Origin of the sequence: uncultured Gimesia sp., from assembly GCF_937910335.1 — a bacterium.
GTDB lineage: Bacteria > Planctomycetota > Planctomycetia > Planctomycetales > Planctomycetaceae > Gimesia.
Map to the genome: position 1 here is coordinate 1 of NZ_CALEMX010000495.1, position 21,892 is coordinate 21,892.

Here is a 21,892-nt window from a genome sequence, read left to right on the forward strand (position 1 = left end):
AATTTTGCTGTTTGAAGAGTTCGTGTTCAGCAAAATAAACGCCGCAAAAAAAAGAATTGTTCCAACAAGGCCGCCGGCTAGTATTCGTGATTGCATAGTGGTGTCTCCAATCCATTGGAAAAAAGAAAAAAGAGTCAAAGCAGTTCCTCTGTTTGACTTTTGCGCAACTGACTCTGGTAGCGATTTTAGTAGCTGGGCTTTAGACGCTTCATGATCGGCGTTTAAATGTTCATGGGCTTGATCAAAAAGCTGTTCCGTTTCTCTTGCCGATTCGTAAACTTTGCCACACGCAGCGCAACTGCGCAAATGATCGGCCAGGACATGTATCTCGCCCTCTGGGTTGAGGCCAAAGGCGAGCTGAATCAATTTGTCTTCTGTTGGGCATTTCATCTATTATTCTTCACTTTCACAGTCCAGAGGGCGAAGCCGCTGAGCGAGTTTTTTGCAAGCGCGCTGCAACGCGGCGTAAACTCCCGATCGTGACATATTGAGTAGTTTGGCGGTCGCTTCGACGTCTTTGCCTTCGAGGTAGAAGGCGTGAATCGCCAGCCGTTCGTTTTCGGGCAATTGGGCTGTCTCGCGGAGGACTAGTTTGATCTCCTCTCCTGTCATTATCTCGTTTTGATCCTCGGTCTCGGCGGCGTCGCCTATATATCTGTGTCGATCGCGCCGACGGCTACGTGATCGCTCTTGGGAAACCCGACGAGAGATCGCAACAACCCAGTAACGAAACTGCGCTGCCTCATTCAAATCCGGCAGATTTTTGTAGGCTCTCAGGAACACTTCTTGTGTAATATCCTGCAACTCCTCACGGCTTCCCGTGGTTGGATAAACAACTGCACGAACCCATCGCGCATAGCGATCGTAGAGAATTCCAAAGGCTTCTCGGTCTTCGCGGAGCGTGAGGGCCACAAGCTCAGCATCATCTAGATTGTGAAGATCGGATTGCAGGGTCATTACCCTATATAAGTGGCCGCTAGCGCCGATTTATCCACCGGAAAATGTGTGTTTTTAAGAAAATGGCGAATAATTTTACTGCCAGCATCTAATTCATTTACAAGAGAAGGGCAAACCGACAAGATCCAGTCCCGCAAACCGTTGATGAAAACATGTATGCTAAAGCCCTTTCCAATTGAAATTATCTCATTGAATCTGGTTCCGGGATAAGGTATGAGTTCCCTTGGCACGCGTGTAGTCAGCGAAATCGGTCGTTTGATTTGCAGTTCCCTATTCGACGAGTTTCGCTAACAGAATCGGGCAGGGGCGTAGGTTTGCACCACGTCTGGATGCGAGACGTGTCGTCCGGAACTAAGGAGAATGGTCTGAAAGCCAGATCTAATCGCAGTAACCGACAGTCATTTCCGCGGAAAACCGATCGCCCAAACTTGAGATTGTTGTCTGGTATTGAGTGTTGAAATCTGAATGTCTTACGGGTCACCAGGCTGTTCATTCAGCTTTCGTTGAAGGCTCACTGACTCAAGGGAATTGTACGTTAGCAACAGTGCCCCTTCGGCGGCGTATTTCTCGAACAAACTCGTGATTAGATACTCTTCGCCGGGCCAGGGATAGGCGAAAACTACGTCAAAGTCTTCAGGATTCAGTTCCAGTTCTTCGTATCCATCGTCCGCATCTGTGATGAGCCAGGAAAACTCGGCGTTGTTGTCGGCATAGGCTTCCTCGACACAGGATTCGCCGCCCGAGGGAATGAAGCTGCCTTGAACGAACTCCACGGGCAGGCTAAAGTCATCTGCCAGGCTTCGGGATGCATCGACCAAGTCTTGCTCAATCTCAATGCCACAGGCCATAAACTCAAGCATCGAGGCTAACGACGCTACCACGCCGAAACCACTTCCCCATTCGCACAACGAATTCCCAGAAGCAAGATTCGCGTCGGTGATGGCTTGCAGAGCGTGGTAGACCGTTTTGAAATCACTCGGGACAAATCCAGTGGCGCGTCGTGGACTAGCCTGGAGAAACTGGCTGACTCTCAAATCAGCTTCGTGAAGAAAAGCAACGATCTCGTCGGGCAAGATCGAATCGTTATTCGAGATTTCAATTTCCACCAAAGGCACATCAAGTAATCCTGCAAGAGCTTCGATTCAGAATTGACTGAAGCAGACTCAGTCACGAGCAAAAAACAACCAGTCGGTCTGCTGTACGTTAATCAGATTGTTGAAAATGGTCACGGGTTCAATACGAACTTCGCGGAACACCTCGTGCAGCGCATCGACAAACGGTGAACTCTCTGCGTACGACCAGACGCCGAGAATTCCGCCTTCTTCAAGATGGAGCTTCGCACGTTGTAATCCATCGACTGTGTAGAATTTACCGTTGGCTTTGTCCAGGTTTTCATCCGGCGAATGATCCACGTCGATGAGGATCAGGTCATGCTTCTGTTCCGGCGAACTGGCGAGTTGCTGATAGATATCACTCTGAGTCACTTTGAGCCGGTTGTCTGCGTTCATCTTGTCTGACAGAGGGATCAACCCTTGCTCCAGCCATTCGATCACCTGTGGAAGAAACTCGACAACCTCGCATTGTGTAACGCGATCGGATTCCAGTGCTGTCCAAGCGGTGTAACCCAGTCCGAGGCCTCCAACCAGAACGCGCAGCTGGGATCCTGAGTGCATCTGCAGAGCGATTTCCGACAGTGCCTTTTCGGAGGCCGTCAGGTAACTGCTCATCAGAAATTCGTGGTCGAGCGTGACTTCAGTGACGATCGTACCTGGCTCGCATAGCAATTCGCGACGCCGCAAACACAGTATGCCGAGTTCGGTGTCTTCGTAGGCAAGGATTTCGAAGAACGGAGGTTCCATAAAAAGCGGGTTTCGTTATGTATGGATTGTTAGCCTGACAGGCAACGGTGCGTATCTATTTATTCTTCTTATCTTGTTTCAGTTTTCGTTTTTCCTTTGGAGTCAGGATGGCCTTTTTCTGTTGTTCCCTTTTGCCTTTATCTTTGCTTCCCTTGTCACCCATCTCTGTTTCTCCCTGTTTGAAAACGAATGTTGCTCTGAGTTCCGTCAGATCGGCTTGACGTTTTCGGCACATGGCTCTTTTGGTCCACGTTCTTGGGTGTCGATAACTCCAAAACCGTTCTGCGTTACTTTCTTGATCGTGCCTTCTGCCATGCTCAGTGCTATTCCTCAATAAGGAATTCTCTGTGGCATTGCCTGACATGACACAGGAGAGACCACTTCGATGCGTAGACGAATGGTAACAGACAGGAAGCAGTCAGGTCAACTGGTGACTACAGAGTCTGTACTGAGTTATTGCATGACAGCGGGGCGTCTGCAAAGAGAGTTCGGAAAAACCGCTGCTGACGAATCCGAGAAGCGGACTCTTTCGCGATCCTGAAAACCGTTGATTAAATCGTATCTACTGAAGCTCGATCAGACAACAATCATCTCATCGGATCAGATTCCGTGCAAAGGTATGGGTTCGACTGGCGCGCGGGCGTCAGCGGAATGGCTCGTTTTTTGTGAATGCTAATATCAATCAACTAAGACCACTTGATCTAAAATAATTATAAAATAGTTTTAAAATATTGAATACGAATCAAAGGTTTATGACTAAGGCGGATCAGTTTCACTATTCGGGAATTCCTGGATAGGGACGAACTCAGAAACTGATAAACAATTTTTAAGCGGAGTGGGATTGTTTCTTCTGTGATATTAAAACGAAATATGATCGATTATTTGGAGGATTCACGTAGTTCTCGAGCAACCGTCAGGTAGTAGTTTCTTGCGGTGGCATTCACCATATTACGGGCCAACTTGGTTAGAGCTTCGGCTTTGATCTCGCTTACTTGCTTGTTTTTTGGATCAAGAGCCAGCAGATGATCTGCTAGCTGGGCTGCCCACTGATCATCGTTGCTTGTTAGTGCCAGCTTAGCGGCTGAAAGAAGTTTTGCGTTTCCTCCCGCAAGCTTGGCCATCCGTTCTGCTTCATCCTTTGGTGGCAGACGAAACAGGTTCGTCGGATTTCCATCAAACCAGCCCAGGTAGCCATTAAAGATGCTGCGTATGCCCCATTCAGGATGTCCGTAAAACGGTTGCAAGTAATCTTTGTTCGCCAAATGCTCAGGCAGTCGAACGTACTGTACCAGTTGATCCGGAGTGAGACCCTTGTTCATACCCTCTACCGTTTTATCGTGGATGAATTTCACAGCATCGTGATAGTCACCTAGAACTTGACGAACTTTGTCTCGACCAAGCACGGGATTTGTATGTCCGCCAACAAGAGCGAGTGCATCTTCCCTGGCAAGCTTCTCAAGACTTTCGGCCCACAGTCGGACGTTCCGCTGAGGTGTGCCGCGAATGGCGTACAGATTAGGAAACGAACGATAGAAGTTGTCACCGGCAAACAGTACACGTTGCTTAGGATACCACACATAGAGTTGATCGTTTGTCTCACCTGGCGCCGAAATCAGTTCTAACTCGATACCAGCGATTTTGATCTTCTGGCGTTCACTTTTCAAAAAGTGCGTTGGCAAGCTTTCCTTACCCGCTTCAAAGGCGCCACCGCCTCGCTTTGGATAACGGACCGGTGCGATACCATTGTTGATACGCTGGTCGGCTGGCAATTTGAATCCAGCTTGTCGAGCGCCACGAACGCGTTGATAGGTTAGTCCGGCCGCGTGTAGGGGCTTTGCTTCACTACCGAAGTTTACGTGTGCCCAAATTTGTGGTCGTTCCTTGCCGAAGAATGCGGGAGCTCCGCCGGTGTGATCTCCGTGTGCATGAGTGAAGATGATCGCTTTGACAGGCTTGTCGGTGATTTTACGAAATTCAGCGACGATTCGCTGGGCAGCCTCCATGGTCATGCCGGTGTCGATGATAACGAGTCCATCATCGCCGATGATGACGGATGAGTTCGAAACACTTTGGCCAACGGATGTGTAAACATCGTCGGCGATCTTGACGACCTGTTCTTCAAGCTGTTTGTTTTGTTCTCGAAGACGCTTTGTCGCGGATGTGTCACCTTGCGCAATCGCTATTGCTGTTGGGATAATGAAACAGAAGAAGATGGCAACGCGTCCAGTAAATTGTTTTGGCAAACTCATTCCAGGTTGTCCGTTTCGATCGTATTGAAGTGTGATAATCAATGTAGGTCGTGTCATGATTTTACAAAGACGAATATTTACTATCGTTCATCTTAGCCATCCTGAAAAATAAAACGAGTGAAATATGGTATCTGAACAGACCGGCCACTTAAAAAACCGTTCTAACTACGGGGAATTGCAATTTATTCGCGTTCGGAAGGCGGACTCCCTGTGCGTGAATTCGAGAAATTGATTTCGTAATTCAACTGACTATTTTAGTCGTACGGTCAGCGAATTTCTTGCAAGAGAATCACGTTCGAGAACGAAAAATGCCAGTTTCCTGATTAGCCTGCCTACTTTCAGTGAAATTCATAATGGAAATCATGCAACGGCAATCCAAATCAAAACGTAAAGGTCGAGCCGTTTTAGGGTAGTGTTTAATTATGCGATCAGGTTTAATAAGAGGCTGGCAGAGTAATCGACACAAAGTAAAATAGTTATCGTAGAAGTGGATGTTCGGGCAACTTCTAGCCTTTCTCATTCCGGAAAATAGATGTGAGAATCGATGAGTTTAGATAATAAAATCACACGTAGAACCATGTTGAAAAGTTCGGTGCTGAGTAGTGCCGGGCTGTGGGTTGGTGGGAAATCGGGTATAGCGGAATCGCGTTCTCCGAATCAGAAGTTGAACATTGCCTGCATTGGCATTGGAAATCAGGGGAAATCTAATCTGGGATTGGTGTCCAGCCAGAATATTGTTGCGTTATGCGATGTCGACGAATCCCGCATCGCGAAATATGGTGCGCAATATCCCCGGGCAAAAACTTTTGCCGATTATCGTGTGATGCTGGACCAGATGGAAAAAGAGATCGACGCGGTAGTGGTGACGACGCCCAATCATTCACACGCGACGATAGCCATCAATGCGATGCAACGTGGTAAGCACATCTATTGTGAAAAGCCGTTAGCACATTCGATTCATGAAGTGAGAGAGATGAATCGTGTTGCCAATGCGCAGAATGTCGTCACGCAAATGGGAACGCAAAATCACGCCGGCGAAAATTATCGACGGACGGTCGAATTGATTCAGTCAGGGGCGATCGGCGGCGTAAAGCAGGTGCATGTCTGGTTTGGACGTCCCGGCGGATGGCGTCGTTACAAACGGGTTGTCGATCGTCCCAAAAAACCACAGCCGATTCCCAAAACACTCAATTGGGATTTGTGGGTTGGGCCTGCGCCGATGCAGAACTTTCATCCCTGTTATCATCCACACGATTGGCACTACTGGTGGGACTTCGGAAATGGCACACTCGGAAACATGGGCTGTCATTATATGGATCTCATTTTCTGGTCATTGAATTTAAAGTATCCGACCAGTGTCGAAACAAAAGGCCCGGAATTACATCCCGATTCGACCCCGTTCTGGCTCGACTGTCACTGGCAGTTTCCGGCTCGCAATTCCATGCCGCCCGTCGAAGTGGTCTGGTATCATGGCCGCGATACACCTCAGCCGGTATTGGATCTGGGGGGACCAAAATGGTCAGCCGGAATATTATTTGTGGGCGAGCAGGGGATGCTGGCCGCCGATTACAATAAACGGGTTCTCTTGCCGGAAGAGAAGTATGTCGGCTCCAAAGCACCCGAAAAAAAGATACCTGATGCGATTGCCAATCAGCGCATGGAATGGGTCGAAGCCTGTAAAGGAAACGGGAAGACGCTGTGCCACTTTGATTATGCAGCCCCCTTAACGGAAACCATTCTCCTGGGAAATCTGGCGTTTCGTGTTGGGAAAAAGATTGAGTGGGATGCAGAGAAAATGAATGCTTCCAATATAAGCGAAGCAGCAAAATACGTTCAACGCGAATATCGAGATGGTTGGTCGCTTTAATAAGAAATCACAAAAGGTGGGAAAAACGGTTATCAAAATGAAACAAACTATGATCTTCAGTTTTTTAATCACTCTTGCCTCACTGATGGGAAATCTTTCCCTTGCATGGGCGGGACCTGCTGTCATTCTCGAAGTCTCCGCCGGTAAGCAGGCACGACACAATTGTGTGATTTCGATTCCCGTACCCAAACTGCTGGAGAGCCAGAAAAAATTCAGTCTGCTGCGGGTTGATAACGGAATGGAAATCCCCGTTCAGCTTGATGGCACAGGTGAGCGACGGGAACTGGTCTGGATTTTACGCGAACAATTAGACAAGGGTGCGACACGTAAGTATCGCCTGCTGGCGAGGCCAGGAAAAACAGGGCAGGTAAACCGAGTCTCCGTAGTTGATGATGGAAAACATTTAAACGTGAAAGTCGGCGGGAAACCGGTACTGACCTACAATCATAAGATCGTCGAAGCACCTCAGCGAGATCAGGATTATTATGACAAAAGTGGCTACATTCACCCGCTGTATACTCCATCGGGAAAAGTAATTACAGATGACTTCAATCCCGATCATTCGCATCAGCACGGCATCATGTTTTCCTGGCGCAAGATCCTGTTTGAAGGCAGGGAGAATAATGGCTGGGATCAGAAATCGAAATTAGGCAAGGTGGAACATAAGAAAGTCAATTCTTTCACCGGTGGCCCCGTTTTTGGATCATTAACCACGACCATCAATCATGTCGATTTGACGAATAAAACAGGCCCGGTGACAATGCTGAACGAGGTCTGGCGAATACGTGTTTTTGCATTGGATGACCAATTTCTGTTTGATATCAATTCGATCCAAAACTGTGCCACGAAGCAGCCGGTCACTATTGACAAGGTTCATTATGGTGGGATGACCGTTCGCGGCCATGCCGATTGGCACAAAGACCGAACTTATGACTATCTGACCAGCGCGGGCAAAAATAAAGAGAATGGAAATCAGACGCGGCCGCACTGGGTGGAAATGTATGGCCCGCTGGCTGGGGAATCGGCCGGGGTTACGGTTTTAAGTCATCCCCAGAATTTTCGGTTTCCGCAGCCCGTCAGACTGCATCCGAAAATGCCTTATTTCTGTTTTGCCGTTGCTGCCATTGATGCATTTGCGATTGACCCGGGAAAGCCCTATGTCTCACGCTATCGCTACTATGTCCATGATGGTCAGCCTGATGCCAAGGTGGATCAGCGGTTGTGGGAAGATTATGCAGATCCCCCACAGGTCAAACTTGTGACCGCGCCTTAGCAGTCTCAGTTCTCTTTCTTTTCAGGAAGAACTTCTTTGGGGGATTCCTGAGGAGCTTTTTTTGTTGCTTCTTCGGTGAGGACTTTGGGGCTTTCTTTGATGGATTCAATCATCTTCACGATTTCTTTTTCATTAAATTCTGTGGATTGAATCTGTAGCATCAGGAAGGCCGGACCACTATTACCAGGGAATACGCCTGTTATCTGATGGAATTCCTTATCCTTTTCATCAGTTCCTTCAGCAAAGGTGAAGTTGAGCTTTTTGCCTTTAATTGTGAATTCGCGTTGCTCTTCTTTTGTGATATCGAGCTTGCGTTGATCCTTATTTTGCTTTTGCTTATTTAGACTATTGCGGAACTCTTTCTCCATATCAATCATACCATCATCGGGGATAGTCAGACTCATTAGGATCAATATCCCCTGTTTTGATTCTGGTTCGAACAATGCCATTTGCATGCCTTTGCCAATGACGCTAAAAGTTACTCCCGCTTGGGGTTTGAAGGTATCAGGAATCGTAATATCTGTGATTTCATTTTGGATGGCGATGATATCTTCTTTTTTCTCCGTTACCTCCATTTTTATATCCATATTTCTGGCAGCATAAAACAGGCCACCACAACACAGGATTAAGCAAACGCCTCCGATGCCCAATATTATCAATAAAACTTTTACACCCGTACTCATCCCTTTTTTGGGCTGAGCAGAAATTTCCTCAGGTTGAAAGTCATTCTCTTCAGAGTAAAAGTTATCATTGGACATAGCGTTAACTACCTTTTCCTAACATTCAGAGCAAATGGAGCGTCCAGAAGGTGAGAATTAATGTGGTCTGTAATTGCGGATATCAAACTTACCGAATAGGGCAAGTCTATATAGATTCCACTTAAGAAACGAGCGAAAACGAAAACCGGATCACAAAAATCCTGGAATTATGAATAATCTTCCAGGTTTCGATGTCCGTTCTGGCGTTCTTCTTCCCTCCATTGCTTTTGGAGTTTTCGCCTTTCCCGTTTTGACAAACCTTTCAGCAATTCCGGATCATGGGCATTGTCGACGCGTATGATCCTTTTTGATTTCGGTTTACTTGCGGACTGCTGAGGTGTCGGTTCCAGGTCTTCATCAGGCTCTGGTCTGCTGTCTTCCTGTGGGAGAGATACTTTCGTCTCGGGTTTTTGTACTGAGGCAGTCTTTTTTCTTCGGGAAGAAGTGTTTGTTCTTTTTGAGATTGGTTCAGCCGTCTTTGCGTCAGTAAAAACTTCTTCCGTTTCCTTTTGAGCTGCTTGCTGAGCCATTCGGTCGGCCAGGAGTTCTTTTTGCTTTAAGGATTTGGCAACCTGCCTTGCTTTTTTCTTGATTCGACGACGATGCAACTGATGTGCAAAATGCTTCTTGAAACGGGAAGGGGCTTTCTCTGGTAAATCAACGGATCGATAAAGTAAGTGGTGTGTATGTAATAACAGGCTGGTAAACAAGCTCCAATGAGCGAAGAACAGAATTCCGGCCCCGATCAGGTTATGATGAGATTCCCAGGGGATCAGATTTCCCGTTAGCGTAAAAGTCAGGTATGTCATGTAAGTCGCTACAGCGAGAATGGTAAAATTCAGACCTGCTCGATCACCACGCATTTCCAGATAGCTCATTAATGAAACGGTAAATCCAATGACCAGAGCGGGAATCAGCCAGGCCAGAAGTTGCGTATGAGGTCCCCAGTCAAATAATTGTAACTCAATGACTGTTGAGGCCCAGACCTGATGCAATTGTGTCGTCGTACATAATGCGAACAGAAATAAGCCGCCAGCTACATACTTCCACAATCGATACCTTCCAGAAAAATCATGCAGACTTTGTGTACGCAATGCAGCAATCAGCAAAGCAATCTGTCCCGAGAAAAACAGAAGAGATCCTGTCAGAAAAAGAGCCAACGGACTCTGTTCCAGTGACAGATATGTAGAGAGCACTGATTCGGGAGCACACCATTCGAGTCGATAAAAGTCCAAGGCAATCAAACCGGAAAAACACAAAAAAATCGGCAAATAATAGGCAGCAAGTTTCCAGCGTTTTGGAAAGATAAGAGTGCGCAGAGGATATTGGCCTGCTGCAAAGCGATTGGTTCTCGCATTTGAAGTGGGTGTAGAATCATCGTTCGAATCATCGAGAGATTCTAAAGATTCTGACGCCAGTCTTCGGCGTCGACGTTCATCCATGGAACGAGAGCCAGCAAATCCAGTAGACATTGATTCTCTTTACGATCCTTCAGCGAGATCTTTGTCGTCAATTCAATTTTTCGATTGAGTGAATTGAATGAAGTATGGTTTCCGTATCAGGATAGAGAGAGAGGAATGATCCATTTCACACTACCTCGGAAGTACTTTACTCTTCTTACATCGGTAACCGGCAATTCGCCGCACGAGTCAGGATCTTCATTTTGTGTCGACTGAGGGCAGGCATGTTTACTGCATTTGGATCTACTGTTTTAACTACTATTGACTTCGTGATAATCAATATCGAGATAACAGGACTATTGCACCTATCTTTACCAGTTTAGTAGTTGTGATTTATTAAAATTGCCGGCATTGTTGGTGGGGGGGGGTTAACTCTTTAGTATTATTGAGTTTATGTGTTGTTTGGAATTCTAAGTCTGAACAGTCCTCAGCACATTACAGACTGTATATAATAGGCGGTCACATTTTGGGCCTCACTACTTTATATTAAATGGAATGCTGTTTTATGTTGATACGATGGAAATGTGCCTTGGCACTGGTTTCGCTTTTGTTTCCTGTTGCTTTGCTCTCGGCGGCTGAGATTCCTGAATCGGCAATCTCCTCTGATGCGAGTCTAGTCATTCGACTCAAGCAGCCGAAAAAGACATTGCAAAATATATCTGGTCTGTTGAATCAGATCGATGAATCACTGACTGGAGTTATTCAAGGGAATTTACGTACGATTCTCGGACGTTCTCTTTCAAACCCTGAACTGGCAGGTGTAGATCGTTCGCGCGATATGTGTGTTGGTGTGTTTCTTAGTCAGACTAAACAACCTGGGTTGCTCTACGTAATTCCGGCTAGTGACACGAAAGTGATCAAGTCTGCCCTGGGCAAAGATTTTCATCTCGCCATTCATGAGAAATGGGTTCTTTATAGTGAAGATCAGAAACTCGTTGATCAGGCAGTGGCGTTGTTAAAATCTGGTCACCCGAGCTTCCAGGATCTGATGAGTAGCCCTGCACGAGATCTGTTTGCAGGTGGTGATCTTTCTGTGTATGTGAATTCACAAAATATCGTAAAAATCTACGAGCCACAATTAGCACAGGCAGATTTGAAAGTAAATGAGGCACTCACACAGCTTTCCTCCACTGTAAATTCAGCACCCGGTGTGAATATGAAGCCCATTCTTTCAATGTATAAAGGGTTGGCCAAAGCAGCTTTACAGGCAGTTCAGGATTCAAAAAGTTATACGACAGCATTGAAGACCGGGAATGATGGCATCGACCTGGAGAGCCGGTTTGAAGTCAAAGAGAACTCTCTCACCGACCAGTTGTTTCAGAAGAATCCACCACAGGGCTTTGCACAACTGGGAAAGTTTCCCGCAGACCAGCTGGCATATATTGCAGGTGTGGGAAATACTGATGCGCTTATTACCTGGGGATTCGATTTTACAGCGCAAATGTTTGACGAAACCGAAGAGAACGCAGAAGCCAAGGCAAAATTCGAGACCATTGTCAAAGAGATCCATAAATTAAAGTTTGGCAGCTATTATTTTTCTTTTGAGTTGGGAAAACTTTCTGAGGGAGTGCTGAATGCCTATACCATTTCGGAAGTGGAACCTTCAAGCCAAATGCGAAGTTATACGCGTGAAATGATGTCATTAATGAAGAACATTTCGCTGCCGGGAATGAAGCAGGATATCACGATGACCCCTGATGCAGAGAGAGTCGGCAAGGAAACCGTTGATCTGACGGTCATCAAACAGGAAGTTGATCCTGAATTTGATCCTTTGCAGATTCAGAAAAGGATGCTGGAAGTTCTGTATGGCCCTCGGGGTATTACCAATCGCATGGCATATCCAGAAGGGATGGTGCTCCAGGCGATGGGGACAACGGCTTCCATGAAAAAATTTCTGGATGCACTCAATGCAACTGCTGATTCCAAAAAGGTTTCTCAAAATCAACCTGCGTTTATTGCGGCTCGCAAACAGGGGCTCAGTAAAGCAAATATTCTCGTCATGATCGATCTGCCTTCGAGTATTGCGAAAGGTTATAATATTTTCGCAGAGAGCAGGCAGAAACAGGGATTGTTTTCAGATGAACTGTTAAAAAAGGAGGGAATCACTGCCTCTTATCTGACGTTCAGTCTGACGATGGGAAAGCAATCCATGACGACCAAAACTTATGTGCCGGTGCTGAATCTGAAAAGCGGGTTCAAGATATTTTCGATCATCATGGGGCAGGGATCGTAGAATCCGAGCCGAGTACCGGAAAATAACTGAAAAAAGTTACGGTTGTTCGGTACGGGGTTTATCTTGGATAAGTTGTTGTTATCATGTGGTTTATGTGGTGTTGGTGATTTGTTTGATTACCTATAAAAACAGGAATGACACTTGGTTTTGTAAAACAGCTCTTGAAATAATCCACATTTTATCGAAAACTGACGAAAATAAGCGAACCATGGACAGACTTCTGCTGTCGTAATGGTAGGAAGAGTTTGCAGGCTTGCTGTCTGAGGCTCTCTGATGAATTTAACTTTTGTGAGCGGAAATACTCCGTTTTTTTTACGAGGCAGAACGCCTCTTTTTTTTAGTCTCTTTCTCTGCGGTTTAACGCAGGAGGTGCACTGATGATTTTTTCTAAACAGAATCGTCGTTTCGTCGTCAAAGCAATTAACAATAGCGCGTTTGTGAAAACAGCAGCTGTCGTGAAAGCCATTGATGCCGTCCGTGCCGCCCTCCGTCTAGATACGTTAAACCCTCTACGTGGAGAACGATTGCCGGAATCCGGTGGTATGCCGGGGACCCCCTCGATGAGTTGGCATTGTTGTCAACATCAATCATCGATGCATCTGCTATATCGAAAATATATGCAGATAACGGGTGCCAGAACCACTGTGACCGGAACTGCTTCGTAAGCAGTCTCCTATTCCCTGCTTTTTAGCAGAAAATCGTTTACTCAAAGTGGTTGGTTAAAACGCAATTTCAGTTTTGACTGACGCTGCCATGTTTGATGGCGAGAACACAAACGTTGTCATAAGTAAGACCAGTTTGAGAAATCAACGCTTTCTCTGGTTTTCAGATGACTTAAAACAATGTTTGTTCTCAACTCGATCATGATCGCAGCTACCACTTTGAACATCCTTGAATCAAAAGTCCTTGCTCAGGGACAGAGAAGAGATAGAACAATGGAAGATCTAAAGTTAGTTCAATTAGTTACTGCTGCTCAGAGTGGTGATCGAGAAGCATTCGGTTCATTGGTCGTTCAGTTTGAATCGACAGTTTATGCGATTGTTATGAAGCGATTGCGTAACCATGCAGAAGCCAGTGAAGTGACTCAGGATATTTTCATCCAGGCAATGCGAAAACTGTCTCAGCTGAATTCTCCAGAGCGTTTTGCGGGTTGGCTGCGACAGATTGCCGTTCGGATGTCAATCAATCGTGCTGTTCGTCGGCCTAACGAGTGCATTCAGAGTCCGGATACATTTATTGTTCTGGATCATGAACCAGAAAGCCCGTTAGATAAATTACTGGAAACAGAACGGGCGTCTGAATTACGAGGAAGTCTGGATCAGTTGGGTGAAGTCGACCGGCAGACACTGATTTCATTTTACTTCAAAGGACAGTCTTTGAAGGAAATGAGTCACGAATTCGATCGTCCCATTGGAACGATCAAGCGTCGGCTGCACACCGCACGGAATCGTCTACGGGAAGCCCTGCTGGACCTGCAGTCCGTTTAGTTATCGGTAAAGTGAAAATCAAAGCCTGCAAGGGGAAACTCCTACAGGCTTTGTGTTTTTTGGAAACAAGATTTTAGTACGATCTCGCGCTGTTTTCTTACTTGACGAAATGGGACATTCGAGAATGGATCAGGGGAGTACGATTCCCGCCTGCGTGAGTAATGTCGTCAAGGCCATCAATGGAATACCTGAAATAGCAGAGTGGTCCGTGGATTCAATCTCTTCGAACAGTGTAATTCCCTGACTTTCCAGTTTATACGCGCCGGCACAGTCCAGTGGCTGATCAAATTGAATATAACGTTTGAGCGTTTCACGATCGAGTGGTCGCATTTTAAGTTTGGTGTAATTTACGTGTGTTTCATCGAAGTCTGGCCCCAAAACGGCAATTGCGGTGATGAGCAAGTGTGATTTGCCCTGCATTGATAAGAGCTGTTCCAAAGCGCGTTCTGCAGTGCCGGGTTTTCCCAAGATTGTCTCTTCGAAAGAAACCAGTTGGTCTCCGCCAATTACTATGGCTTCGGGTTTCTGTTGAGAGACTCCTTTGGCTTTTTCCATCGCCAATGTTTCTGCCAGGGATTCCGGAGACAGGCCAGTTTGTTTAAACAGGTTTTCATCAACTTGTGGATCACAAGTTTCAAACTTTAGTCCCAGTCGCCGTAATTGTGCAGCGCGATAAGAGGATGTGCTGGCCAGAATCAAATTCATAGAAGACCCTTAAAGCTTTCAATTTAGCTGGCAGGTTGAAAAAAGACCTGTCGTGGGGAGAGTTGATTGAGGGATCGGTTCCATTCTGCGATCGCGGCGAGTTCTCCCTCTTGCGTGATGACGGCAATTTCTGCCTGCTGAGAATCGGCGGGAAATTGATCGTGATGACATTCCAGCTTGCGCCCCTGACTGAGATGCTTGAGTTCTTGTTCGTTGCAAACATATTGAGTGAGATGTGCGACCGCAGAAGCAGGATTATGCAGTTGTGTGGTAATCGACTCCAGTGAAAACTCTTGATCCAGGGTTATGGCGGATGAAAGGTGAAACGATCCAATTCGTGTACGAACCAGAGAGGTCATGAGGGCTCCTACCCCCAGTTGTTCCCCGAGGTCACGGCCCAGTGATCGCACATAGGTTCCCGAGCCGCAGACAATGCGAAGTTGAAAACGCGGGAATTCAAAGTCGAGTAGTTCGAGTTCATGAACTTCGACAGTACGTGGTTGAATTTCAAAAGTCTCGCCACGGCGGGCGCGATCATAGGCGCGTTGGCCATCGATATGCACGGCTGAAAATTGAGGTGGAACCTGTTCAATCTTTCCTGTCAATGCTGGCAGACATATTTCGAGTTGTTCCCGTGTCAAGGGGGAGCAATCTGGGGTCTCGGTAACATTGCCTTCGATATCATCAGTATCGCTGCGTTTTCCCAGGACAAATTCGCCGATGTATTCTTTCGGTTGTTCCTGTACAAATCGGATCAAGCGCGTAGCAGAACCAATGCATACGACCAAAACACCCGTTGCCAGTGGGTCGAGTGTGCCAGCGTGTCCCGCTTTTGCAGGTTTGACCCGCTTTTGAATTTGGTCCACTACTTGACGTGAAGTCATGCCTTCGCGTTTATGAATATTCAGTAAGCCGGATAATTTCAGGCCAACAGCGTTTTCGGAATTCATCGGAAAATGTTTCCCGTTTTTCTGGTGTATGCCAGCACAGAATGATTCGACAGTATATCGCTTTCGATCAAACCGTGACGCGGACTTTTTGTTGATGATAATTCAAGGCAGCTCCTACAAATCCGGCAAAAAGCGGATGCGGGCTGACTGGCTTGGATTTGAATTCCGGATGAAATTGGACGGCCAGATACCAGGGATGCTCAGGGATTTCTACTATCTCGACCAGATTTCCATTGGGGCTGGTACCTGTGGGAATCATACCCGCTTCAATCATCTGTTTTTTATATTCCGGATTGAATTCATATCGATGTCGATGGCGCTCAATAATGGAATCGGCACCATAGCAGGTATGTGCGTTTGAGTCGGGTGTAATGATGCAGTCTTGGGCGCCCAGACGCATGGTTCCCCCTTTTTCTGTTACTTCTTTTTGTTCTTCGAGTAAACAAATTACGGGGGCGCTGGTTTCGCTGTTGAACTCAGTACTATGTGCGTCCGGTAAATCCAGAACGTTTCTGGCAAATTCAATGACCGAACATTGCATTCCCAGACAGATCCCAAAGTAGGGGATTTCAGATTCACGTGCAAAACGTGTGGTTGCGATTTTTCCTTCGATGCCACGTTTTCCAAATCCGCCGGGAATCAGAATTCCGTCGACGTTGGAAAGCAGGGTTTCTGGCCCTTGTCGTTCGATCTCTTCTGCTTCGATTCGCTTTAAAAGAATACGCGTAGAATGATGGAAGCCCGCATGGAACAACGATTCATAAATCGATTTGTAAGCATCTCTGTGATCAATATATTTTCCTACGACCGCAATCGTGACTTCATGGTCCGGATTTTTGATCCGATTCAGAAGAGACCGCCAGTTGGAAAGGTCTAGAGGCTCGGCATCCAGTTGCAGTTTGCGCGTGATGAGTTTGTCCAGGCCATCATCGGCCAATCCCTGGGGGACTTCGTAAATGGAATATTCTGTATCAATTTCCTCAATCACCGCCTCTTTTTCCACATTGCAGAACAGTGCTATTTTGGCTGCATGGTCTTTGTCCATGGGGCGTTCGGTTCTGACTACTAATACATCGGGTTGAATACCAATCTGTCGTAATAACCCCACACTATGTTGTGTAGGTTTGGTTTTCATTTCTCCCGCAGCTTTGATGTAAGGCACCAGAGTTAAGTGAATGAACAGGCAGTTTTCCTTGCCAATATCCAGAGGAATCTGTCTGATCGCTTCGAGAAATGGCAAGCCTTCAATGTCGCCTACAGTTCCTCCTAGTTCGGTAATGACCACATCAACGTCGGAACTGGCAAGATTTAAAACCGACTCTTTGATTTCATCGGTGATATGGGGAATCACCTGTACTGTGGCACCGAGATATTCGCCACGTCGCTCTTTTTCGATCACTCGCTGATAGATTTGTCCGGTTGTATAATTGGATTTCCGGGAGAGAGGGCTGTTTGTGAACCGTTCATAATGACCGAGATCAAGATCGGTTTCGGAACCATCGTCCAGCACATACACTTCCCCATGCTCGTAGGGATTCATCGTTCCAGGATCGATGTTGATGTAAGGGTCCAGCTTCTGCATGCGAACCCTGAGACCCCGTTGTTCGAGAAGAAGCCCAATCGAAGCGGACGTCAATCCTTTTCCCAAAGAACTGACAACTCCACCTGTGACGAAAATATGTTTGGTTGTATGTTTGGTCATTTTACCATCTGCTAATCGAATCGTAGTTAGTTTTTTTCATAATATGCGATGCAAACCAAATTTGCACGTTCCAAAAGAAGGAAAGTTAAACTTGCTGCATTCCAGGAATCACAGACATGCGTTGCATGGCATATAAAAGAGAATCCAATTTCACATTCGTTTTATTTCGTTTCAAATTCTGCCAGTTTGTTTTCATCTATTTTATCAAATGATTTCTAAAAATGGTTATCAAATATCCTGATTTTGGCGTGTTACAAATTGAGCATAATCCTCCGGCGTATCAATACCAACCGTAGGATGTGATACTTGAGCAACTTGTATCGTAGCACCGGTTTCCAGAGCGCGTAATTGTTCTAATTTTTCCAATTCTTCAAGAGGAGTGGGTGGAATTTTTGTTAAATCCAGCAAAAACGGTCTGCGGTAGGCATAGATTCCCAAATGCAGCAACCAGGGGCTCTGTTCTGGCAAAAGTGTTTCGGGCGCGATATCCCTGCTAAACGGGATGGGAAGACGACTAAAGTACATCGCGGATCCATCAGGGCGACAGACCACTTTAGTGCAGGAAGGATCCTGCAACTGATCTAAGTCACGAATCGGTGTTGCTAAAGTGGCCATATCAGCTTTGGGTGTTTGTATGAGTAATTCAATCAGCTGATCGATCGATTGAGGTGAAATTTCTGGTTCGTCTCCCTGTATATTGACCAGGATTTCCGCATCAAAAAGTTCTTTGTTTGCCACTTCTGCAATCCGGTCAGTACCGCTGGGGTGTTCTCCGGTCAGGAAGGCTTTTCCACCAAAACCATGAACCACCTCCAGTATTTCCAAGCTGTCTGTAGCAACAATCAGACGGTCTAACTTTTCCGATGAGGCAGCCGCTTCCCAGGTATGCTGAATTAATGCTTTTCCAGTTTCATTTAGCAATAACTTCCGGGGCAGCCTGGAAGATTCCAGTCTGGCTGGAATGACGCCGCAAACTAGCATGTGAACACCTCCTGTGTTTCCTGATGACCGGCTTATTTCAATAAACCATCAACAGGTCCAATTTATCAACAGAGAGTCCGACTCTTCAAGCGGGGAACAGACAAAACTCTGGTATTCCCTCAAGTATTCCATTTGCTCAACTCCAAATTGCATTTTAGAGGCTGGTATTGGACTGGTATTGGAGAGGAAGGAAAGTTCTGATATGTTGAGCCTTCAGTAGGTTAGGTCTTAATTTCATACTACGACAGGGATGCGAAGATGGAGTACGGATTCTTAGGATATCGATCCACGTTCATGTTGGACTTTGTGGTCTCAGCGCTGGTTTTGATCGTGCCTTTGCTGTTATTCAGTCTCTATTCCGTCAAAATCAAACGTAACTTTTCTCTGCATAAGAAGTTGCAGATTGTGCTCGGCGCGGTATTGCTGGTTGCAGTGACTGCATTTGAAATTGACGTGCAGATCATGCATGGTGGATGGCAGAATATTGTGAATCAGCGTGAAGTCCCACTCACACCGGAGCAATTTAACTTTGCACGTAATGTTCTCTACGTGCATTTGGTTTTTGCCGTCTCGACTCCGCTGTTCTGGGCAACCACTCTCTTCCTGGCTCTGAAGCGAATTCCCAATCCGCCCGCACCCTGTGCACACAGTAAACTGCATCAAAAACTGGGTTGGATTTCCACGATTGATATCACGCTGACTTCGTTGACAGGTTTGTACTGGTATTACGTCGCTTTTATCGCGAGTGCCTGAAAGCAGGCTGTTAGCAGTACCATCAGGACTTTTTCTTGGAGCGGGTTACTGGTCCTTTGTCAGGTTTTTCCTCATCATCGCTGCTATTGTCTTTAGCAAGAACACGCGCGATGGCATCGAGAAACACATCCATTGCGAATGGTTTCCGCAGGTAGTCATCGACTCCCAGCATCTCGGCATAAGCTTTATGCCTGCCCCCTTCATTGGCTGTAATCATGATGACTTTGGTGGGGGAAGGAAGCGATTTCAGAGTTTCCAGAACTGGAAAGCCACCCATTTTGGGCATCATCATATCGGTGATGACCAGATCTGGATTTTCTGATTGGGCGAGTCTTTGCCCTTCCAGACCGTTTGGTGCCACAATAATATTATATCCCGCTGATTTGATCACACCACTCAGGGTGCTGGAAATCTCGCGGTCATCTTCGATCAATAAAATCGTATAATCAGTTGACATGGTAATTCTCATTCCCTGGAGAAACGGGTCGTTTCTCGTAGCTCCTGTTTTCAAAGTGACTCAAGGCCACGTCCGTAGACTTTCTCTGTCCTGCGTATATGGTATGCCTCTATTCAGTGATTCTCAAGGCTGTTATATGAAACAGTTTTGATTCTTCATTTTTCCAGCCTGTCAGTCATACTATTATACCGGCTTTTCCGAAGATTCTTCAGGTCATTTCCGCTTGCGAAATGAACGCTTTTACCATCTGGTCATTTTTGACTCCCGGGGCACTTTCCACTCCACTGGCGGTGTCAACTCCAAAAGGGGTAACCGCTTTGATTGCTTCCGCTACGTTTTCTGGAGTCAGTCCACCTGCCAGAATTAAGGGAGGCCATTCCTCAGTGCGATAGTTTTTCCGAATCATTTCCCAGGGGGCAATGAGGCCGGTTCCACCATAAGATTGAGGTGAATAAGCGTCGATCAGTATTTGATCGGGGCGTTTCCCACACTGATCACATTCAGCTAGAAATTCAGCCAGAGTGTCCAGGTGGGACTTATCAGTGCGGAAGGCACGAATTATACGCAAATCTGGTAATGCCTGGGCCAGTTCTGCTAGAAATGCAGGAGATTCATCGCCATGGAGTTGTACCACATCTAAAGAAAGATCCCGGCAGGTAGAGATCACTTCCGCCAGTGAGTGTTTTACAAACAGCCCGACCACTGTTATGTCCTGAGAGGAAACGGCAGATTTGATCTCCATCGCTGTTGCAAGATCAATCGAGCGCGTAGACGGCGCATAGAAATTCAGCCCCAGAGCCGAAGCGCCCAGGTCTGCCACCATGCAGGCGGCACTGGTATCTTTAATCCCGCAAATTTTGACCCACATCGTGTTGCGATTTCTCTTATGAAGTCCGGTGCGATTTTGATTCAAACAGGAGGCAGTCCATCATCTTAGTTTACGCTCTGGTTCGGGATTTCAGTTCTGAGTAAAGGGTATTATAGGCATCTTTTACTTTAAGGAGTAGAGGGCGCATGGACGAATTTGATGCAGACCGGTTTGGGAACCCGAATTTCGTGGCCCGTATTTTGAAGTGTTCCTGTTTTCTGATTGATTTTGAATACCACAACGTTGTGAGTATTCTGGTTAGCGGCCAGAAGAAATTTTCCCGTAGGATCAATTTTGAAATTTCGCGGTATTTCACCACCCGTCGATTCAAAACCAGTCGAGGTCAGTTTTCCCGTTTGTTGATCAATTTGATATATGGCGATGGTATTGGGGCCACGGTTCGAACCATACAAAAATTTACCTGAGGGATGGACTTGAACTTCGGCAGTCGAGTTTCCTTTCGCTGGAGTTCCTTTGGGAACTGTGGAGATCGTCTGGATTTCCTCAAACGAACCTTGCTTTGCATTATAATTCATGGCCGTAATGGTTCGGTTTAATTCGTTAATTACATACCCCCATTTTCCCGTAGTATGAAAAGCAAAATGACGTGGGCCTGCACCGGGTGCCATTTTAATTCCAGGTGGAGAGTTCGGCGTGAGTGAGCCGTCGACAGGGTCGAACTGGTAGACCAGCAGTTGATCAATGCCCAGGTCAGCCACAACCGCATGTCGGTTTTGCGGGTCTAAATTAATGGAATGCGCATGGGGTGCTTTCTGTCGCGCTGGATTAATACTAGATCCGATATGCTGAATAAAGGAGACATTATTTTTCAGTTTCCCATTCTTTCGAAGTCGCAGCGAACAGATATTGCCGCCGGTATAATTGGCAACCAGAAGCGTTCTACCAGTGTCATCAATATCAAGATGGCAGGGGGCAGCGCCCTTTGTTGAAACTTGATTGAGTAACGTTAATTCGCCCGTTTCAGGATCAATCGCGAAGGCACTCACGGCTCCCGCTTTGGTGCCTTGAAAGTCGCCCACTTCGTTTACGGCATAGAGATATTTTTGCGTGGGATGAATTGCCAGAAATGAGGGGTTATCAACATTTTCTGTTGTTCCCGCATGGGACAGTTTTCCCGATTCGCTGTCCATTAAAAGCTGGTAGATGCCTCTGCTTTCACTGCCGCGGGTATAGGTGCCCACATAGACCCGGATTTTTTCTGCAGCCGAGACTCTTTGAGCGTCAAGGGCTGAAAACAGTGTACTTAGCATAATCACGGCACCCAGCAGAAAATATTTTGGTAAAAGCATAGTCTGGCCTTGAATCGATAGCG

The 21,892-nt window shown here is 46.5% G+C and carries 22 protein-coding genes; 7 read left to right on the forward strand and 15 right to left on the reverse strand.

Translation table 11 applies throughout. The annotated features are described in order from the left end of the window. From Q0668_RS20275 to Q0668_RS20295, 5 genes are all read right to left on the reverse strand, one after another. The coding region (locus Q0668_RS20275; protein WP_298867979.1) for a hypothetical protein at positions 1-390 on the reverse strand (390 nt) is incomplete at its 3' end. 3 nt (positions 391-393) lie between these two features. Then, complete coding sequence (locus Q0668_RS20280) at positions 394-957, reverse strand: sigma-70 family RNA polymerase sigma factor (protein WP_298867980.1); 564 nt, start codon at positions 955-957, stop codon at positions 394-396. Positions 958-1,427: 470 nt separating this feature from the next. Beyond that, a complete protein-coding gene (locus Q0668_RS20285) occupies positions 1,428-2,072 on the reverse strand; it encodes a hypothetical protein (protein ID WP_298867982.1) in 645 nt (214 codons plus the stop codon). A gap of 48 nt (positions 2,073-2,120) precedes the next feature. Continuing rightward, positions 2,121-2,816 (reverse strand): hypothetical protein, encoded by a 696-nt coding sequence (locus tag Q0668_RS20290; RefSeq protein ID WP_298867984.1) that lies wholly within the window; start codon positions 2,814-2,816, stop codon positions 2,121-2,123. 55 nt (positions 2,817-2,871) lie between these two features. Continuing rightward, a complete protein-coding gene (locus tag Q0668_RS20295) occupies positions 2,872-3,051 on the reverse strand; it encodes a hypothetical protein (protein ID WP_298867986.1) in 180 nt (59 codons plus the stop codon). A gap of 150 nt (positions 3,052-3,201) precedes the next feature. Between Q0668_RS20295 and Q0668_RS20300 the strand changes: the two genes are divergently transcribed. Beyond that, a complete protein-coding gene (locus tag Q0668_RS20300) occupies positions 3,202-3,357 on the forward strand; it encodes a hypothetical protein (protein ID WP_298867989.1) in 156 nt (51 codons plus the stop codon). A gap of 337 nt (positions 3,358-3,694) precedes the next feature. Here Q0668_RS20300 and Q0668_RS20305 read toward each other — a convergent pair whose 3' ends face one another. Next, on the reverse strand, positions 3,695-5,065 hold the full coding sequence (locus Q0668_RS20305; RefSeq protein WP_298867991.1) for an alkyl/aryl-sulfatase: 1,371 nt from the start codon (positions 5,063-5,065) through the stop codon (positions 3,695-3,697). A gap of 544 nt (positions 5,066-5,609) precedes the next feature. Between Q0668_RS20305 and Q0668_RS20310 the strand changes: the two genes are divergently transcribed. After that, on the forward strand, positions 5,610-6,932 hold the full coding sequence (locus tag Q0668_RS20310) for a Gfo/Idh/MocA family oxidoreductase (protein WP_298867993.1): 1,323 nt from the start codon (positions 5,610-5,612) through the stop codon (positions 6,930-6,932). Between the two features lie 37 nt (positions 6,933-6,969). After that, on the forward strand, positions 6,970-8,205 hold the full coding sequence (locus Q0668_RS20315; protein WP_298867995.1) for a PmoA family protein: 1,236 nt from the start codon (positions 6,970-6,972) through the stop codon (positions 8,203-8,205). A gap of 5 nt (positions 8,206-8,210) precedes the next feature. On the opposite strand, the gene Q0668_RS20320 is transcribed toward Q0668_RS20315, so the two are convergent. Then, a complete protein-coding gene (locus tag Q0668_RS20320; protein WP_298867997.1) occupies positions 8,211-8,963 on the reverse strand; it encodes a hypothetical protein in 753 nt (250 codons plus the stop codon). 167 nt (positions 8,964-9,130) lie between these two features. Continuing rightward, positions 9,131-10,435 carry a hypothetical protein gene (locus Q0668_RS20325; protein WP_298867999.1) on the reverse strand — a complete coding sequence of 435 codons (1,305 nt, stop codon included), beginning with the start codon at positions 10,433-10,435 and terminating at the stop codon, positions 9,131-9,133. Between the two features lie 493 nt (positions 10,436-10,928). Between Q0668_RS20325 and Q0668_RS20330 the strand changes: the two genes are divergently transcribed. The 3 genes from Q0668_RS20330 (at position 10,929) to Q0668_RS20340 (ending at position 14,143) form a co-directional block, all read left to right on the forward strand. Next, the gene (locus Q0668_RS20330; protein ID WP_298868001.1) at positions 10,929-12,656 is read left to right on the forward strand and encodes a hypothetical protein; all 1,728 of its coding nucleotides are present in this window, start codon (positions 10,929-10,931) and stop codon (positions 12,654-12,656) included. 377 nt (positions 12,657-13,033) lie between these two features. Continuing rightward, positions 13,034-13,321: a hypothetical protein gene (locus Q0668_RS20335; RefSeq protein ID WP_298868003.1), complete on the forward strand. Its 288-nt coding sequence runs from the start codon at positions 13,034-13,036 to the stop codon at positions 13,319-13,321. Between the two features lie 270 nt (positions 13,322-13,591). Then, positions 13,592-14,143 (forward strand): sigma-70 family RNA polymerase sigma factor, encoded by a 552-nt coding sequence (locus Q0668_RS20340; protein WP_298868005.1) that lies wholly within the window; start codon positions 13,592-13,594, stop codon positions 14,141-14,143. A 129-nt stretch (positions 14,144-14,272) separates the two neighbouring features. Here Q0668_RS20340 and Q0668_RS20345 read toward each other — a convergent pair whose 3' ends face one another. From Q0668_RS20345 to kdsB, 4 genes are all read right to left on the reverse strand, one after another. Further along, complete coding sequence (locus tag Q0668_RS20345) at positions 14,273-14,848, reverse strand: nucleoside triphosphate pyrophosphatase (protein WP_298868007.1); 576 nt, start codon at positions 14,846-14,848, stop codon at positions 14,273-14,275. Positions 14,849-14,871: 23 nt separating this feature from the next. Next, positions 14,872-15,798: a tRNA pseudouridine(55) synthase TruB gene (truB, locus tag Q0668_RS20350; RefSeq protein ID WP_298868009.1), complete on the reverse strand. Its 927-nt coding sequence runs from the start codon at positions 15,796-15,798 to the stop codon at positions 14,872-14,874. Between the two features lie 67 nt (positions 15,799-15,865). After that, on the reverse strand, positions 15,866-17,500 hold the full coding sequence (locus tag Q0668_RS20355) for a CTP synthase (RefSeq protein ID WP_298868011.1): 1,635 nt from the start codon (positions 17,498-17,500) through the stop codon (positions 15,866-15,868). Between the two features lie 228 nt (positions 17,501-17,728). Next, positions 17,729-18,481 carry a 3-deoxy-manno-octulosonate cytidylyltransferase gene (gene kdsB, locus Q0668_RS20360; protein ID WP_298868013.1) on the reverse strand — a complete coding sequence of 251 codons (753 nt, stop codon included), beginning with the start codon at positions 18,479-18,481 and terminating at the stop codon, positions 17,729-17,731. A 258-nt stretch (positions 18,482-18,739) separates the two neighbouring features. Here kdsB and Q0668_RS20365 point away from each other — a divergent pair, with 258 nt between their 5' ends. Then, on the forward strand, positions 18,740-19,234 hold the full coding sequence (locus tag Q0668_RS20365; protein ID WP_298868015.1) for a DUF420 domain-containing protein: 495 nt from the start codon (positions 18,740-18,742) through the stop codon (positions 19,232-19,234). 22 nt (positions 19,235-19,256) lie between these two features. On the opposite strand, the gene Q0668_RS20370 is transcribed toward Q0668_RS20365, so the two are convergent. From Q0668_RS20370 to Q0668_RS20380, 3 genes are all read right to left on the reverse strand, one after another. After that, complete coding sequence (locus Q0668_RS20370) at positions 19,257-19,691, reverse strand: response regulator (protein WP_298868017.1); 435 nt, start codon at positions 19,689-19,691, stop codon at positions 19,257-19,259. Positions 19,692-19,899: 208 nt separating this feature from the next. Then, complete coding sequence (locus tag Q0668_RS20375; protein ID WP_298868018.1) at positions 19,900-20,604, reverse strand: phosphoribosylanthranilate isomerase; 705 nt, start codon at positions 20,602-20,604, stop codon at positions 19,900-19,902. A gap of 83 nt (positions 20,605-20,687) precedes the next feature. Then, on the reverse strand, positions 20,688-21,892 hold a 1,205-nt coding region (locus Q0668_RS20380), incomplete at its 5' end, for a lactonase family protein (protein ID WP_366918970.1).